The organism is Sedimentimonas flavescens (genome assembly GCF_025154035.1).
Classification (GTDB): domain Bacteria; phylum Pseudomonadota; class Alphaproteobacteria; order Rhodobacterales; family Rhodobacteraceae; genus Rhodobacter; species Rhodobacter flavescens.
In genome coordinates this window covers 502,699-517,712 of the sequence record NZ_JAOALJ010000002.1, presented here as the reverse complement: position 1 = coordinate 517,712, position 15,014 = coordinate 502,699, and the positions used below count along the sequence as shown (strand labels likewise).

The 15,014-nt window shown below is 63.1% G+C and carries 14 protein-coding genes; 11 read left to right on the top strand and 3 right to left on the bottom strand.

The window, feature by feature from the left end:
* Positions 1–18: 18 nt before the first annotated feature.
* The gene (locus N3C64_RS05885) at positions 19–480 is read left to right on the top strand and encodes an SRPBCC family protein (protein WP_260012765.1); all 462 of its coding nucleotides are present in this window, start codon (positions 19–21) and stop codon (positions 478–480) included.
* Here the strand turns inward: N3C64_RS05885 and N3C64_RS05880 are convergent.
* Positions 471–1,307: a prephenate dehydratase gene (locus N3C64_RS05880; RefSeq protein ID WP_260013115.1), complete on the bottom strand. Its 837-nt coding sequence runs from the start codon at positions 1,305–1,307 to the stop codon at positions 471–473. The genes N3C64_RS05885 and N3C64_RS05880 overlap by 10 nt on opposite strands.
* Before the next feature lie 205 nt (positions 1,308–1,512).
* Between N3C64_RS05880 and N3C64_RS05875 the strand changes: the two genes are divergently transcribed.
* From N3C64_RS05875 to N3C64_RS05855, 5 genes are all read left to right on the top strand, one after another.
* The gene (locus N3C64_RS05875) at positions 1,513–2,055 is read left to right on the top strand and encodes a c-type cytochrome (protein WP_218628856.1); all 543 of its coding nucleotides are present in this window, start codon (positions 1,513–1,515) and stop codon (positions 2,053–2,055) included.
* A 135-nt stretch (positions 2,056–2,190) separates the two neighbouring features.
* Positions 2,191–4,080: an extracellular solute-binding protein gene (locus N3C64_RS05870; RefSeq protein ID WP_375546098.1), complete on the top strand. Its 1,890-nt coding sequence runs from the start codon at positions 2,191–2,193 to the stop codon at positions 4,078–4,080.
* Between the two features lie 28 nt (positions 4,081–4,108).
* The gene (locus N3C64_RS05865; protein ID WP_218628854.1) at positions 4,109–5,263 is read left to right on the top strand and encodes a microcin C ABC transporter permease YejB; all 1,155 of its coding nucleotides are present in this window, start codon (positions 4,109–4,111) and stop codon (positions 5,261–5,263) included.
* On the top strand, positions 5,263–6,369 hold the full coding sequence (locus N3C64_RS05860) for an ABC transporter permease (RefSeq protein WP_260012762.1): 1,107 nt from the start codon (positions 5,263–5,265) through the stop codon (positions 6,367–6,369). Before N3C64_RS05865 ends, N3C64_RS05860 begins: the two co-directional genes overlap by 1 nt.
* On the top strand, positions 6,366–7,958 hold the full coding sequence (locus N3C64_RS05855; RefSeq protein ID WP_260012759.1) for an ABC transporter ATP-binding protein: 1,593 nt from the start codon (positions 6,366–6,368) through the stop codon (positions 7,956–7,958). The genes N3C64_RS05860 and N3C64_RS05855 overlap by 4 nt, the downstream gene beginning before the upstream one ends.
* Before the next feature lie 51 nt (positions 7,959–8,009).
* Here the strand turns inward: N3C64_RS05855 and hemN are convergent, their stop codons facing one another.
* Positions 8,010–9,365 carry an oxygen-independent coproporphyrinogen III oxidase gene (gene hemN, locus N3C64_RS05850; RefSeq protein WP_260012757.1) on the bottom strand — a complete coding sequence of 452 codons (1,356 nt, stop codon included), beginning with the start codon at positions 9,363–9,365 and terminating at the stop codon, positions 8,010–8,012.
* Between the two features lie 58 nt (positions 9,366–9,423).
* Between hemN and fnrL the strand changes: the two genes are divergently transcribed.
* The gene (gene fnrL, locus N3C64_RS05845) at positions 9,424–10,170 is read left to right on the top strand and encodes a transcriptional regulator FnrL (protein ID WP_218628850.1); all 747 of its coding nucleotides are present in this window, start codon (positions 9,424–9,426) and stop codon (positions 10,168–10,170) included.
* A gap of 73 nt (positions 10,171–10,243) precedes the next feature.
* On the opposite strand, the gene N3C64_RS05840 is transcribed toward fnrL, so the two are convergent.
* Positions 10,244–11,083 (bottom strand): universal stress protein, encoded by an 840-nt coding sequence (locus N3C64_RS05840; RefSeq protein ID WP_260012756.1) that lies wholly within the window; start codon positions 11,081–11,083, stop codon positions 10,244–10,246.
* Positions 11,084–11,440: 357 nt separating this feature from the next.
* Here N3C64_RS05840 and ccoN point away from each other — a divergent pair, with 357 nt between their 5' ends.
* The 4 genes from ccoN to ccoP are packed head-to-tail and all read left to right on the top strand — an operon-like array spanning position 11,441 to position 14,931.
* Complete coding sequence (gene ccoN / locus N3C64_RS05835; protein ID WP_218628848.1) at positions 11,441–13,039, top strand: cytochrome-c oxidase, cbb3-type subunit I; 1,599 nt, start codon at positions 11,441–11,443, stop codon at positions 13,037–13,039.
* 12 nt (positions 13,040–13,051) lie between these two features.
* Complete coding sequence (ccoO, locus tag N3C64_RS05830) at positions 13,052–13,795, top strand: cytochrome-c oxidase, cbb3-type subunit II (RefSeq protein WP_218628847.1); 744 nt, start codon at positions 13,052–13,054, stop codon at positions 13,793–13,795.
* Positions 13,796–13,806: 11 nt separating this feature from the next.
* Entirely contained in the window at positions 13,807–14,022 is a 216-nt protein-coding gene (locus N3C64_RS05825; protein ID WP_218628846.1) for a cbb3-type cytochrome oxidase subunit 3, read from the top strand.
* 15 nt (positions 14,023–14,037) lie between these two features.
* Complete coding sequence (gene ccoP / locus N3C64_RS05820) at positions 14,038–14,931, top strand: cytochrome-c oxidase, cbb3-type subunit III (RefSeq protein ID WP_260012752.1); 894 nt, start codon at positions 14,038–14,040, stop codon at positions 14,929–14,931.
* Positions 14,932–15,014: the final 83 nt, after the last annotated feature.

Here is a 15,014-nt window from a genome sequence, read left to right as displayed (position 1 = left end):
CGCCCAAGGATTCTGAGAATGCGACTTTCGACCCGAGAAGATATTAACGCGACACCCGATCACATTTTCGATCACCTCGCCGATTTCGCGGTGTTTCGCGGCGAGGCGCTGCGCCGGGGCGTGTCGATGCGGCGCACCGATACGCTGAGCGCGCCCGCGCCAGGCATGTCCTGGCTGATCGATTTCGACTATCGCGGCAAGGCGCGTCGGCTGATGGCCGATATTCAGCGGTTCGACCGGCCGGAGGCGCTGGACTATCGCGGCCTGTCGGGCAGCTACGAGGTGCTGCTGGAACTGCGCCTGATGGCGCTGGCGCGAGAGCGCACGCGGCTGATCGTGGGGCTTGAGGTCAAGCCGCGCACGCTTGGCGCGCGGCTGGTGGTGCAATCGGCCCGGCTGGGGCGCGCGGGACTTGAGAAGAAACTCGCCGATCGGGTGCGCGGCTTCGCGCGCCGAATCGAGCGTGGCTCTCAGGACTGACGGCGCGGGTCGGCCGGGTAGACGCCCAGAAGATCCAGCTGCGAGGTGAAATAGCGCAGCTCGTCCAGCGCGAGGCGGACATTGTGGTCGTCGGGGTGGCCCTCGATGTCGGCGTAGAACTGGGTTGCGGTGAAGCTGCCGCCGACCATGTAGCTTTCCAGCTTGGTCATGTTGACGCCATTCGTCGCGAACCCGCCCATCGCCTTGTACAGTGCGGCCGGGATGTTGCGCACGCGGAAGACGAAGGTGGTCATCATCGTCCCGTCGCCACGGCGCGCTAGGTTCGGCTCGCGCGACATGATCAGGAAGCGGGTAGTGTTGTCCTGCTTGTCCTCAATATGGCGCGCCAGAACGTCCAGACCGTAGATCTCGCCCGCCAGTTCCGAGGCCAGCGCCGCGACCGAAGGATCGCGCTGCTCGGCGACGATCTTGGCCGAGCCTGCGGTGTCGGCACCGGTGATCCGCTCCAGCCCGTGCGATTGCAGAAAGCCCCGGCACTGGCCCAGAAGGACGGTGTGGCTCATTACGGCGCGCACATTGTCAAGCTTCGTGCCCTTCACTGCCAGCAGGTTGATATGCACCCGCACGAAGGCTTCGTCGATGATATGCAGCCCCGATTCCGGCAGCAGGTGATGGATGTCGGCCACGCGCCCATAGGTCGAGTTCTCGACCGGCAGCATGGCAAGGTCGGCATCGCCCTTGCGCACGGCCTCGATCACGTCCTCGAAGGTGCGGCAGGGCAGGGCCTCCATGTCGGGGCGGGCGTCGCGGCAGGCCTGATGCGAATAGGCCCCGGGCTCGCCCTGGAATGCGATCCGTCCGGTCAGTTTGTGGCTCATGCGCTCCCCCATCGGCTGGTGTGGCACTGCATTAGCGCGCGGGGAAGGCTGAGGAAAGCGCCAAAGCCCACGGCTAGGCCGGAAATGCACGCTCAGGCGCAGGTTTGTCGCATTGCCACGCAAAGAAACCTTGAAACACGGGGCGTAAACCGGATACATGCCCTCAACTGAACGGCCATATCAGGGAAGTGCTATGTTCAAAACCATGAATGTCCTCAAGGCAGCGGGCGCTCTGCTGGGCGCCTTTCTGTTCTTCCTCGTCGCCAACACGGCATCGAACGCGCTCTTCACCATCGGCGATACCGCCCATGGCGAAGCGGAAGGCGAACATGCCGAAGTCGCGATGATGACGGCGACACCGGGCGGTCTGCTCGACGCCGGTGGTGGTGAGGAAGCTGCCGCCGAGGAAGAAGTTGTCGTCGCGCTGGACGGCGGCGATGCTGCCAAGGGCGAGAAAGTCTTCGGTAAGTGCAAGGCCTGCCACAAGGTCGATGGCAGCAACGGCACCGGCCCGCATCTCGATGGTGTGGTCGATCGCGCTGTCGCTGGCGTCGAGGGCTTCGGTTATTCGGACGCGATGGTTGCCCATGGCGGCACCTGGACGCTCGAGGCGCTGGACGCCTGGCTCGCCAAGCCGAAAGACTACATTCCGGGCAACAAGATGTCCTTCGCCGGTCTGCCTAAGGCCGAGGACCGCGCCGACCTGATCGCCTACCTCCGCTCGCTTGGCGGCTGATCCGCGATCACCGTGCTGAATTCGAAGGCCGCGCCGAAAGGTGCGGCCTTTTCCTTTCATCTCACGCAGTTGCAACTTGCGCCCGCGCGCGTCGCGCTTTTAGCTAGCCGGAAGTGTTTGGAAAGGGAGGCCCGGATGGCGAGGAAGCAGGCGGTGGCAGTGGCGGCGCAGGACCGGCGACCGGGGCTGATGCTTGGGGCCGCGGTCGTAGGGGCGGCGCTGTGGATGGGCCTCGCGGGCCTTGCGCGGGCCGAGGAGACCATCGTCGCCAGCGCGATCGCGACCTTGGGCGATCTGAAATACGGCCCTGACTTCACGCATCTCGACTATGTGAACCCCGATGCCCCGAAGGGCGGCGAGATCTCGGAATGGACGGCGGGCGGGTTCGACAATTTCAATCCCTACACGCTTGAGGGCCGCGCCGCTGCGCTGTCCTCGGCGCCGCATGAATCGATGCTCACGGGTACGGCGGACACCGTCGGCGAGGCGTATTGCCTGCTCTGCGAGAGCTTCGAGTACCCGGCCTCAAGGGACTGGGTGATTTTCACCCTGCGCGAAGGGGTGCGGTTTTCCGACGGCACGCCGATGACCTCTGAGGATGTGCTGTTCTCCTATGAAGTCTTTCGCGACAAGGGGCTGTCGTCCTTCCGTGCAGTCGTCTCGCAACAAATCGCCTCGGCCGAGGTGCTGGACGCGCGCCGCATCAAGTTCACCTTCACACCCGATTACCCGCGCCGCGATATCATTCAGGCGGCGGGCGGGCTGCCGGTGCTGTCCAAGGCGCAGTTTGAGCGCGACGGGCTGGATCTCGAAAAGGCCTCGGACAAGGTGCTGATGGGCTCGGGGCCCTATATGTTCGACAGCGCCAAGGATGGCCGCACGGTGATCTGGAAGCGCAACCCCGATTACTGGGGTGAAGATCTGCCGATCAACCGGGGCAAGAACAACTTTGATCGTATCCGGGTGGAGTATTACGGCGACTATCAGGCGGCCTTCGAGGGCTTCAAGGCGGGTTCCTACACCTTCCGCAACGAGGCCAGCTCGATCATCTGGGCGACGGCCTATGATTTCCCGGCGTTCAACTCGGGGCAGGTGGTCAAGGCCGAACTGCCCTCGGGCGATATCGCCTCGGGGCAGGTCTTCGCGATCAACCTGCGGCGCGAGAAGTTTCAGGATATCCGCGTGCGCGAAGCGCTTGGGCTGATGTTCAACTTCGAATGGTCGAACGAGACGCTGTTTTACGGCCTCTATGACCGGGTGAACTCGGCATGGGAGAACTCGGAACTGGCTGCGACGGGCGTACCTTCGCCCGAGGAGGTCGCGATCCTCGAGCCGCTTGCCGCCGATCTGCCGGAGGGGATTCTGACCGACGAGGCGGCGATGGCGCCGGTTTCCGGCACGCGCCAGCTTGACCGGGGCAACCTGCGCAAGGCCGCGGCGCTCTTGGATGAGGCGGGCTGGCCCGTTGACGACGACGGCGTGCGCCGCAATGCGCGCGGCGAGACGCTGCGGGTCGAGATCCTGAACGACAGCCAGACCTTCGATCGGGTCATCAACCCTTATGTCGAGAACCTGCGCGCGCTTGGCGTCGATGCCACCATGTCGCGGGTCGATGACGCGCAGTATGAGAACCGCCGCCGCAGTCATGACTACGACATGATCTCTGCCCATCTCGGGCAGGACTATATCCCCGGCGCCGATCTGCAGCAGTATTTCGGCTCGAATTCGACCGATGACGTGTTCAACGCCATGGGGCTGGCCAATCCGGCAATCGACAAGCTGATCCGTCTGGTCGAGGAAGCCAAGACCAAGGACGAGCTGACGCCACGCGTCCATGCGCTGGACCGCGCCCTGCGCGCCCTGCGCTTCTGGGTCCCGCAATGGTACAAGGGCAGCCACACGGTCGCCTATTTCGACATGTACGAGCACCCCGAGAACCTGCCGCCCTACGCTCTGGGCGAGTTGGACTTCTGGTGGTATAACGCCGAGAAAGCCGAGAAACTGAAAGCCGCCGGCGCGTTCTGAGCGGAAGAATAATAAAGGCAGAGCAGGTATGGGCGCCTATATCCTCAGGCGGTTGCTTCTGGTGATTCCGACACTGTTCGGGATCATGCTGATCAACTTCACGCTGACCCAGTTCGTTCCCGGCGGGCCGATCGAACAGATCATCGCCCGCGTCGAGGGCGAGGCGGATTCGCTGCGCAACATCTCGGGCGGGGGCGATGCAGGGGCCGCGCAGGGTGGCGTCGAGGATAGCGGCTATCAGGGTGCGCGCGGTATCTCGCCCGAGTTGCTCGCGCAGCTTGAGGTGCAGATGGGCTTTTCGCGCATCGTCTGCGACGAGGGCTTCACCGGCACGCCCGATCTGAAAGACCCCGCCTGCCGCAAGGAGCCGATCCCGGCCTGGAAACGCTTTTTCTACATGATGGGCGACTATCTGCGCTTTGACTTCGGCAAGAGCTTCTTCCACTCGCAGACGGTGATCGAACTGGTCGTGGACAAGATGCCGGTGTCGATCACGCTGGGGCTGTGGTCCACCATCCTCGCCTATCTGATCTCGATCCCGCTTGGCATCCGCAAGGCCGTCAAGGACGGCACGCCCTTCGATACCTGGACCTCGGGTGCGATCATCATCGGTTACGCGATCCCCGGCTTTCTGTTTGCGGTCATGCTGATGGTGCTGTTCGCGGGCGGGTCGTACTGGAAGATATTCCCGCTGCGCGGGCTGACCTCGGACAACTGGGATCAGCTGAGCATGATGGGTAAGGCGCTGGATTACCTGTGGCACATCGCGCTGCCGGTGATCGCCACGACCATCTCAAGCTTTGCGACCATGACCCTGCTGACCAAGAACTCGTTCCTGGATGAGATCAACAAGCAATATGTCATGACCGCCCGCGCCAAAGGCCTGGCCGAGCGCAAGGTGCTTTACGGCCATGTCTTCCGCAACGCCATGCTGATTGTCATCGCAGGCTTTCCGGCCACCTTTTTGGGCGTGTTCTTCGGCGCCTCGATCATCGTCGAGACGATCTTCTCGCTCGACGGTCTGGGGCTTCTGGGCTTCCAGGCCGCGGTCGAGCGGAACTACCCGGTCATCTTCGGCACGCTTTACGTCTTTGGCCTGATCTCGCTGGTCGTCGGCATCCTGTCTGACTTGATGTATGTCTTCGTCGATCCCAGGATCGATTTCGAGCGGAGGGCCGGCTGATGGCGCTCTCACCGCTCAACGCGCGCCGCTGGCGCAACTTCAAGGCCAACCGCCGCGCCTTCTGGTCGCTGTGGCTGTTCCTGGCGCTTTTCGTGCTCTCGCTCTTTGCCGAGGTGATCGCGAACGACAAGCCGATCCTTGTGCGCTACCGGGGCGAGTTCTTCGTGCCCGCCTATCGCTTCTACCCCGAGACCGCCTTTGGCGGCGATTTCCGCACCGAGGCGATCTACCGCGATGAGGCGGTGCAGTGCCTGATCGTCACCGGCGGGCGCGAGGAATGCTGGGACGACCCCGACACCTATATGGAGGAGGCCCGCACCAAGGGTACGGTCGAGGCTGAGCCGATCGAGAAAGGCTGGATGATCTGGCCGCCGATCCCCTATCACTACCGCACGATCAACAACGTGGGCACCGCACCCTCGGCACCCGATAGCAAGCACTGGCTCGGTACCGACGATACCGCGCGCGACGTGATGGCCCGCGTGATCTACGGCTTCCGCACCTCGATCCTGTTCACGCTGATCGTGACCTCGGTGGCCTCGGTCGTCGGTATCTCGGCGGGGGCGGTGCAGGGTTATTTCGGCGGGCGGGTCGATCTGGTCTTCCAGCGCCTGCTGGAGATCTGGGGCTCGACCCCCTCGCTTTACGTCATCATCATCCTCTTCGCGATCTTGGGGCGAAGTTTCTGGCTACTGGTTTTCGTGGCCATCCTGTTCGGCTGGCCCGCCCTGACCGGCGTCGTGCGAGCCGAGTTCCTGCGGGCGCGCAACTTCGAGTATGTCCGCGCCGCGCGGGCGCTTGGCGTGTCGGACCGGGTGATCATGTTCCGCCACATCCTGCCCAACGCGATGGTCGCCACGCTGACGATGCTGCCCTTCGTCATCACCGGCACGATCTCGATGCTCGCCTCGCTCGATTACCTCGGCTATGGCCTGCCCAGTTCCGCGCCCTCGCTGGGGGAACTGGCGTTGCAGGGCAAGCAGCACCTTCAGGCGCCCTGGCTGGCGTTTTCGGCCTTCTTCACCTTCGCGATGATGCTTTCTCTGCTCGTCTTTATCTTTGAAGGCGTGCGCGATGCCTTCGATCCGAGAAAGGTCTTCAAATGAGCACCGTTCTCAAGGTCGATAACCTGCGCGTCTCGTTCCGGCAGGACGGCAAGATCATCCCGGCGGTCAAGGGTGTGTCCTTCACGGTCGAAAAGGGCGAAACCGTTGCGCTGGTGGGGGAATCCGGTTCGGGCAAGTCGGTCACGGCGCTGGCCACGGTCGCACTGCTTGGCTCGAACGCCGAGCTGTCTGGCTCGGTCCAATATGAGGGCGCCGAGATGATCGGCGCGCCCGAGGCCAAGCTGCTTGAAGTGCGCGGCAATGACATCAGTTTCATCTTCCAGGAGCCGATGACCTCGCTCAACCCACTGCACACGCTGGAAAAGCAGATCGGCGAGAGCCTGGCGCTGCATCAGGGCATCACCGGCGACGCCGCGCGCCCGCGGATCATTGAGTTGCTGGAGAAGGTCGGGATCCAGAACCCGGAAAGCCGCTTGCAGGATTACCCGCACCAGCTTTCGGGCGGGCAGCGCCAGCGCGTGATGATTGCCATGGCGCTGGCGAACGGCCCCGAGTTGCTGATCGCGGACGAACCCACGACCGCGCTCGACGTGACCATTCAGGCGCAGATCCTTGAGTTGCTGGCCGAGTTGAAACGGGCCGAGGGCATGAGCCTTCTGTTCATCAGTCATGATCTGAACGTCGTGCGCCGGATCGCCGACAAGGTCTGCGTCATGCAGATGGGCGAGATTGTCGAGCAGGGGCGGACCGAGGAGATATTCGCCAACCCGCAGCACCCCTATACCCGCAAGCTGATGGCGGCCGAGCCGAAAGGGCTGGCCGACCCGGTGCCGGAAGGTGCCGAGGAATTGGTGCGGACCGAGCATCTCAAGGTCTGGTTTCCGATCCAGCGCGGGCTTTTGCGCCGCACCATCGGCCATGTGAAGGCCGTCAATGACGCATCGCTGAGCGTGCGCGCGGGCGAGACACTGGGGATCGTGGGCGAATCCGGCTCGGGCAAGACGACGCTGGCGCTGGCCATCATGCGTCTGATCGCCAGTGAAGGGCCGATCGTCTATTCCGGGCAGAACATTGCCGACTGGCAGGCGCGGCAACTGCGCCGATTGCGGCGCGACATGCAGATCGTTTTCCAGGATCCGTTCGGCAGCCTGAGCCCGCGCATGACGGTCGAGCAGATCATCGGCGAGGGGCTGACGGTGCATGGCGTCGATCCGGGTCGCAACCGGCGCGACATGGTGGCCGAGATCATGACCGAGGTCGGGCTCGACCCCGGCTCGATGACGCGCTACCCGCATGAGTTCTCGGGCGGTCAGCGCCAGCGGATCGCCATTGCCCGCGCGATGATCCTGCGCCCGCGTCTGGTAGTGCTGGATGAACCAACTTCGGCGCTCGATATGACGGTGCAGGTGCAGATCGTTGACCTGTTGCGCGATCTGCAACGCCGCCACGGGCTTGGCTATCTGTTCATCAGCCACGATCTGCGCGTGGTGCGCGCACTGGCGCACAAGGTCATGGTGATGAAGCGCGGCGATGTGGTCGAGGCCGGCCCCGCCGCCGAAATCTTCGCGCGCCCGCAAACCGACTACACGCGCGAGCTGATCACCGCCGCATTGGGCGAACGCGTCTGAGCAAGAAAAAAGCCCCGCTGTGAGGCGGGGCAGGTCAGCCTTTCGAATAGATCAGATTGCCGAGCTGTGACCGGCCTTGGACAGGTCATAGGCATCGAAATGCCGGGCGATCATGCGGGTCAGCGGTCGGCCCTTTTCGGGGATCTCCAGACCCTCGGTGGTTACCTGCACCATGTCCTCGAACTTGGAGGCGCAGCTGGCGAACATCTCGGCCAGTTTCACCGGATCGGCGCGATAATCGCGCACCAGTTCCTGCGCCGAGACCTTGAAGTCGCACATCAGGGCCTCGATCAGGCGCGAGCGCATCTTGTCGTCTTCGGTGAAGACATGCCCGCGCGAGGTCGAGAAGCGGCCATCGCGGATCGCGCCCGTATGCGCGCCCGTCGCCGAGGCGTTCTGTGCGAAACCCTGCGGGAAGCGCGAGATCGAGCTTGCGCCCATACCCACCAGCGCTTCGGCCAGATCGTCGGTGTAGCCCTGGAAGTTGCGGCGCAGCTTGCCCGATTTCAGCGCCTTCGACAGCCCGTCGGTCGGCAGGGCGAAGTGGTCGATGCCGATCTCGTCATAGCCATCCGCCACGAACAGACGCCGCGCGGTCTCGAACAGCGTGAGGCGTTCTTGCGGGGTCGGCAGGTGGTCTGACGGGATCATGTTCTGCCGCCGCGCCATCCACGGCACATGGGCATAACCGTAAAGCGCCACCCGGTCGGGGCCGAGCGAGAGCAGCTTCTGCACCGAATCCGAGATTTTCGCCGGGGTCTGGTGCGGCAGGCCATAGAGAATGTCGGCGTTGAGGCTTTGCACGCCACGCTCGCGGATCATCTCGACCGCGCGCCGGGTGATTTCATAGCTCTGGTCGCGGCCGATCACCTGCTGGATCTGCTCGTCGAAATCCTGCACCCCGATCGAGGCGCGGTTCAGCCCGCTTTCGGCCAGCGCATCCATACGCGAATCGTCGATCTCGTTCGGATCGATCTCAACCGAGAATTCAGCACCTTCGCCCATCGGCACCGCTTCGAACACGGCGGCCGCGACGCGGCGCATCATGTCGGCGGGCATCAGCGTGGGCGTGCCGCCACCCCAATGCAGGCGCGAGAGCGTCACGCCGGGTGCAAGGCGGCTCTTGAGCATTTTCAGCTCGGCCAGCAGGGTTTCCGAATAGATCCGCACCGGATCGTCGCTTTGCGTGCCCTGCGTGCGGCAGGCACAAAACCAGCACAACCTGCGGCAGAAGGGCACATGCATGTAAAGCGAGATGGAGGCGCCGGCCGGTATGGCCTCGATCCATTCCTCGAAGTGCGACGGCCCCACGTCGGTCGAGAAGTGGGGCGCGGTCGGATAGCTTGTATAACGGGGCACCCGTGCGTCGAATAGCCCGAGCCGGGTGAGTTGCGATTCCTGTTCCATGCGCGTATCGTTACCGACAAGACGCGCAACAGAAATTGACCCAAATCAAGTGACACAGATGGCACACGACGACGTGTATCCGGTCTCCCTTGCCTGCGGAGACTGTCCTATTCGCCACCGCGCTGTTTGTGCAAGGTGCGAAACAGACGAACTCGAAGAACTCGAATCGATCAAATATTACCGTAGTTTTGAGGCTGGTCAGACCGTTATCTGGGCGGGCGACAAGATGGATTTCGTGGCCTCGGTGGTCACCGGCATCGCGACGCTGACCCAAACGCTTGAAGACGGGCGCACGCAGATGGTGGGCCTTTTGTTGCCATCAGATTTCGTGGGCCGTCCGGGGCGCGAGTTTGCGGCCTATAATGTGACGGCGACCACCGACATCCTGATGTGCTGCTTCCGCCGCAAGCCGTTCGAAGAGATGATGGAGCGCACCCCGCATATTGCGCAGCGGCTGCTGCAGATGACGCTCGACGAGCTCGATGCAGCGCGGGAATGGATGCTGCTTCTGGGGCGCAAGACGGCGCGGGAAAAGATCGCATCGCTCTTGTCGATCGTGGCGCGCCGCGATGCCTCGATCAAGTTGCGCCATCCGCAGGGTCGGATGACCTTCGACCTTCCGCTGACGCGCGAGGCGATGGCGGATTACCTGGGCCTGACGCTCGAGACGGTCTCGCGGCAGATGTCCGCGCTCAAGCGCGACGGGGTGATCGAGTTGGAGGGCAAGCGCCACGTGACCGTGCCGGATATGGACCGCCTGCTGCTAGAGGCGGGCGACGACAACGACGGCGGCTTCCTGGTCTGACCACAGCGACTGAAAACGGCAAACGGCGCCCCGAGGGGCGCCGCTTTGGTTTGTGAGTGGTCTTCCGGTCGTTTCAATGCGCCATCAGAACCGGCACTTCGGCCAGTTCCAGCATGTTGCGCGTCGCGCCGCCCAGGATCGCTTCGCGGAAGCGCGAGTGGCCATAGGCACCCATGACGATCATATCGGCATTGGTGTCGCGCACGTGACGGTTGAGTACATCCGAGACGCGCGGCATGGTCTTGACCAGCACCGAGACCTCGGCATGAACGCCGTGGCGCGCGAGCATCTGGCTGAGCTGACCGCCGGGGTCCGAGCGTTCCGGGCCATGGGTCGGCGGGTCGATCACGGTTATATCCACCTGTTGCGCCGCCTTCAGCGCCGGCAGAGACTTGCGCACAGCGCTCATGGCTTCGTTCGACTGGTTCCAGGCGACGACCACGCGCGCCGCGACTGCCGCGCCACTGTAGCCGTCGGGTACGATGAGCACCGGAACCTGCCCCTCGAACAGGGCCGCCTCGACGACGGCCTCAAGCTCTTGCCCGCGACCCTTGCCATAGGGCCGCCCCATGACCACGAGATCGGCAAAGCGGGCGCGCAGCCCGACGACCGTGGCGATGGCGCCGATCTGCACGACAAGCGTGTCCGAGCCCCAGCGGATATCCTCGGCTCCGAGGCGCGCCTTGACGGCGGCCTCGACCTCGCGCGCATCTTGCTGGGCGCGGTCGAGCACCTCTTGCTGCACGAAGGCGGTGGCGCCAGCGTAGTAATAGCCCGTCTGCGTCCGATCGACGCCAAGGCAGAGCACATCGAGATGCGCGTCCTGCCGCCGGGCGACCGCGATTGCGGTCTCAAGCTGCGATCCTGCTGCTGCGGGATCGGTGACGATGGTCAGAATGGATTTGTACGACATGGTATCCTCCGCGCGTATCTCCCTGATGAACGCTAGGCTGCAAAAGCCGCAAGGACTTTGACCCGGATCAAGTCATCCCCCCGAGCGGGCAGGAAAAATTTCACATCTGCCATGCAACTTTTGCGAGCGATCTGATCGCGGCTAGGGCATATTGGGGCCGGGACGGGGGCGTTCAATGCAGTTGCGGCGCGGTTTCTCGCACCTGCGGCGAAACAACACACCCCGCTCCGAGGGATTTGATGCAGATCAATGCATCGGGCATACCCTGAGACCACAAGGGCTACAGTCATGAATTCTCTGTCCGAAGACCGACTCGGGCCGGGGCAGGGAAACAGACAAGACGAAGGGACGCACAACATGTGGGATTATTTCAAGCTGATCGCGCTTGGCCTCGTGGCGGTACTTGCCGCCATCGCGGCCAACTACGCGCGCGATCTTGCCTATATGGTGAACGCGATTGAGGTCATGCTGGCCGCGGCGATCGCGTTTATCTGGGTGCTTCGCACCATGGGGTCGGCTCCGGCCCCGCAAAACGAATACTTTGACGATGTCGTTCGCGCGGGTGTCATTGCCACCACGTTCTGGGGGGTCGTGGGCTTCCTGGTCGCGGTTATCATCGCGTTTCAACTTGCCTACCCGGTGCTCAACTTTGAGTGGGCCCAGGGTTACCTGAACTTCGGCAAGCTGCGCCCGCTGCATACTTCGGCAGTTATTTTCGCCTTTGGCGGTAACGCTTTGATCGCCTCGTCGTTCTATGTCGTTCAGCGCACCTCGGCAGCGCGCCTCTTCGGCGGCGGCCTTGGCTGGTTCGTGTTCTGGGGCTATCAGCTGGTGATCGTGCTTGCCGCGACCGGCTATATCCTGGGCGCCACCCAGTCGAAGGAATATGCCGAGCCGGAATGGTACGTCGACCTGTGGCTGACGATCGTCTGGGTGTTCTACCTGGTCGCCTTCCTCGGCACGATCATCAAGCGCAAGGAACCCCACATCTATGTGGCGAACTGGTTCTACCTGTCGTTCATCGTGACCATCGCGATGCTGCATATCGTCAACAACCTCGCCATCCCGGTCTCGATCTTCGGTTCGAAGTCGGTGCAGGTGTTCGCCGGCGTGCAGGATGCGATGACTCAGTGGTGGTATGGCCACAACGCAGTGGGCTTCTTCCTGACCTCGGGCTTCCTGGGCATGATGTACTACTTCGTGCCGAAGCAGGCTGAACGTCCGGTCTACTCGTACAAGCTGTCGATCGTGCACTTCTGGGCGCTGATCTTCCTGTACATCTGGGCTGGCCCGCACCACCTGCACTACACCGCTCTGCCGGACTGGGCCTCGACCCTCGGCATGGTGATGTCGGTCATCCTGTGGATGCCGTCCTGGGGTGGCATGATCAACGGTCTGATGACGCTCTCGGGCGCATGGGACAAGCTGCGTACCGACCCGGTCATCCGTATGATGGTGGTGTCGATCGGCTTCTACGGCATGTCGACCTTCGAAGGTCCGATGATGTCGATCAAGGCCGTGAACTCGCTGTCGCACTACACCGACTGGACCATCGGTCACGTCCACTCCGGCGCTCTGGGCTGGAACGGCATGATCACCTTCGGCGCGCTCTACTTCCTGGTGCCGCGTCTGTGGGCACGTGAGCGTCTCTACTCGAACACGCTGGTCAGCTGGCACTTCTGGCTCGCTACCATCGGTATCGTCCTCTACGCTTCCGCAATGTGGGTGACCGGTATCATGGAAGGCCTGATGTGGCGCGAAGTGGACAGCCAGGGCTTCCTCGTGAACGCCTTTGCCGACACCGTGGCCGCCAAGCACCCGATGTATGTCGTGCGCGCCCTCGGCGGTGTGCTCTACCTCGTCGGCTCGATGATCATGGCCTACAACCTCTGGGCAACCGTCGCCAAGCAACCGCGTGTCGCGGCTGCCTCGGTGGCTGCTGTTCCGGCTGAATAAGGAGAGCGGCAGATGGCACTTCTAGATAAACACGGCGTCATTGAAAAGAACGCCACGCTTCTGCTGGTCTTCTCCTTCCTCGTCGTCACCGTCGGCGGCATCGTGGAGATCGCACCCCTCTTCTACCTCGAGAACACGATCGAGAAGGTAGAAGGTGTGCGTCCCTACACGCCGCTGGAGTTGACCGGGCGCGATATCTACATCCGCGAGGGCTGCTATGTCTGCCACTCGCAGATGATCCGCCCGATGCGCGACGAGGTGGAGCGCTATGGTCACTATTCGCTCGCAGCCGAGTCGATGTACGACCACCCGTTCCAGTGGGGTTCGAAGCGGACGGGGCCTGACCTCGCCCGCGTCGGCAACCGCTACTCGGATGCGTGGCACGTGGATCACCTGGTGAACCCGCAAGCGGTCGTGCCGGAATCGGTGATGCCGAAATACGGGTTCCTGCTGAACACGATGGTGGACGCAGACCATATCGGTGACCGTCTGGCCACCGATGCGCTCGTGGGCGTGCCCTACAGCTCCGAAATGATCGAGAACGCCAAGGCGGACTTTGCCGCTCAGGTCGATCCTGACGGCGATTTCGATGGGCTGAATGCGCGCTATTCGGAGGCCTTCGGCTCCCCGGCGGTCAACGTGCGCAACTTCGACGGTCAGCCGGGCATCTCCGAAATGGATGCTCTGGTTGCCTATCTTCAGGTACTCGGCACGATGGTCGACTTCTCGACCTTCGAACCCGTGGCAAGTCGCTAAGGAGGTAGGGGATGGACTATCATATTCTCAGGGAATTCGCCGATAGCTGGGCCATGCTTGCGCTGTTTGCGATGTTCATCGGGATCGTGTTCTGGGCGTTTCGTCCCGGTTCGCGCAAAACGCACGAGGATACTGCGAACATCCCCTTCCGGCACGATGACAAACCCGCCTGTCAGGGCGGTGGCTGCCAAGGCGGCCGCTGTCATGACGACGGCGCCACGTTGTAAGGAGGCGTGGACGAAATGAGCAAAAAACCCACCAAACACCATCAGCCGGACACCACGGGTCACTCGTGGGACGGTATTGAAGAGTATAACAACCCCCTGCCGCGCTGGTGGCTGTGGAGCTTCTATGCCACCATCATCTGGGGCATCGGCTACTCCATCGCCATGCCGGCTTGGCCGCTTCTGAACGGCGCGACGCCGGGCCTTCTTGGCTCGTCGACCCGCGCGAACGTTCAGGCCGAGATCGACCGCTACGCGGCGGCCAACAAGCCGATCGAGGAAAAGCTGGTTGCGACCGACCTGACCCAGATCGCGAACGACCCGGAACTGGCTTCCTTCACCCAGAACGCGGGTGCGGCCGTCTACAGAACCTGGTGCGCACAGTGCCACGGTGCGGGCGCGGGCGGGAACGACCGTCTGGGCTATCCGAACCTGCTGGATTCGGACTGGCTCTGGGGCGGCTCGATCGAGGACATCTACCTCACGGTTGCCCACGGCATTCGTAACGACGAAGACGACGATGCGCGCTATTCGCAGATGCCCGCCTTCGGTCGCGATGAGTTGCTCGACGACGCCCAGATCGCGCAGGTCGTACAGCACGTCCGCAAGATCTCGGGGCAGGAGTATGATGCTGCCCTGGAGGCTGAAGGTGCTGTTGTCTTCGCCGACAACTGTGCTTCGTGCCACATGGAAGACGGCACCGGTGACCGCGCACAAGGTGCGCCGAACCTGACCGACGCCATCTGGCTCTACGGTGGTGATGTCGACGCGCTGACCTACACGGTCGCCAATGCCCGCTTCGGCGTCATGCCGTCGTGGAGCTTTGCGCCTGAAGGCGGTGAGCAGCGTCTGTCGGAGGCCGAGATTCGCGCTGTTGCGGCCTATGTCCACGGCCTCGGCGGTGGCGAATAACAATCCGGGGGGCTTCGGCCCCTTGGGTAGCACCGGCGCCCCGTCCTGTTCGCGCGTTTCCTGGGGGCGCCGGTGTCCTTATC

Excerpts from the sequence above, each read along its gene's own strand:
- N3C64_RS05885 (WP_260012765.1), top strand. The coding sequence starts at position 19 with ATGCGACTTTCGACCCGAGAAGATATTAACGCGACACCCGATCACATT.
- N3C64_RS05875 (WP_218628856.1), top strand. The coding sequence starts at position 1,513 with ATGTTCAAAACCATGAATGTCCTCAAGGCAGCGGGCGCTCTGCTGGGC.
- N3C64_RS05870 (WP_375546098.1), top strand. The coding sequence starts at position 2,191 with ATGGCGAGGAAGCAGGCGGTGGCAGTGGCGGCGCAGGACCGGCGACCG.
- N3C64_RS05865 (WP_218628854.1), top strand. The coding sequence starts at position 4,109 with ATGGGCGCCTATATCCTCAGGCGGTTGCTTCTGGTGATTCCGACACTG.
- N3C64_RS05860 (WP_260012762.1), top strand. The coding sequence starts at position 5,263 with ATGGCGCTCTCACCGCTCAACGCGCGCCGCTGGCGCAACTTCAAGGCC.
- N3C64_RS05855 (WP_260012759.1), top strand. The coding sequence starts at position 6,366 with ATGAGCACCGTTCTCAAGGTCGATAACCTGCGCGTCTCGTTCCGGCAG.
- hemN (WP_260012757.1), bottom strand. The coding sequence starts at position 9,365 with ATGGAACAGGAATCGCAACTCACCCGGCTCGGGCTATTCGACGCACGG.
- fnrL (WP_218628850.1), top strand. The coding sequence starts at position 9,424 with ATGGCACACGACGACGTGTATCCGGTCTCCCTTGCCTGCGGAGACTGT.
- N3C64_RS05840 (WP_260012756.1), bottom strand. The coding sequence starts at position 11,083 with ATGTCGTACAAATCCATTCTGACCATCGTCACCGATCCCGCAGCAGCA.
- ccoN (WP_218628848.1), top strand. The coding sequence starts at position 11,441 with ATGTGGGATTATTTCAAGCTGATCGCGCTTGGCCTCGTGGCGGTACTT.
- ccoO (WP_218628847.1), top strand. The coding sequence starts at position 13,052 with ATGGCACTTCTAGATAAACACGGCGTCATTGAAAAGAACGCCACGCTT.
- N3C64_RS05825 (WP_218628846.1), top strand. The coding sequence starts at position 13,807 with ATGGACTATCATATTCTCAGGGAATTCGCCGATAGCTGGGCCATGCTT.
- ccoP (WP_260012752.1), top strand. The coding sequence starts at position 14,038 with ATGAGCAAAAAACCCACCAAACACCATCAGCCGGACACCACGGGTCAC.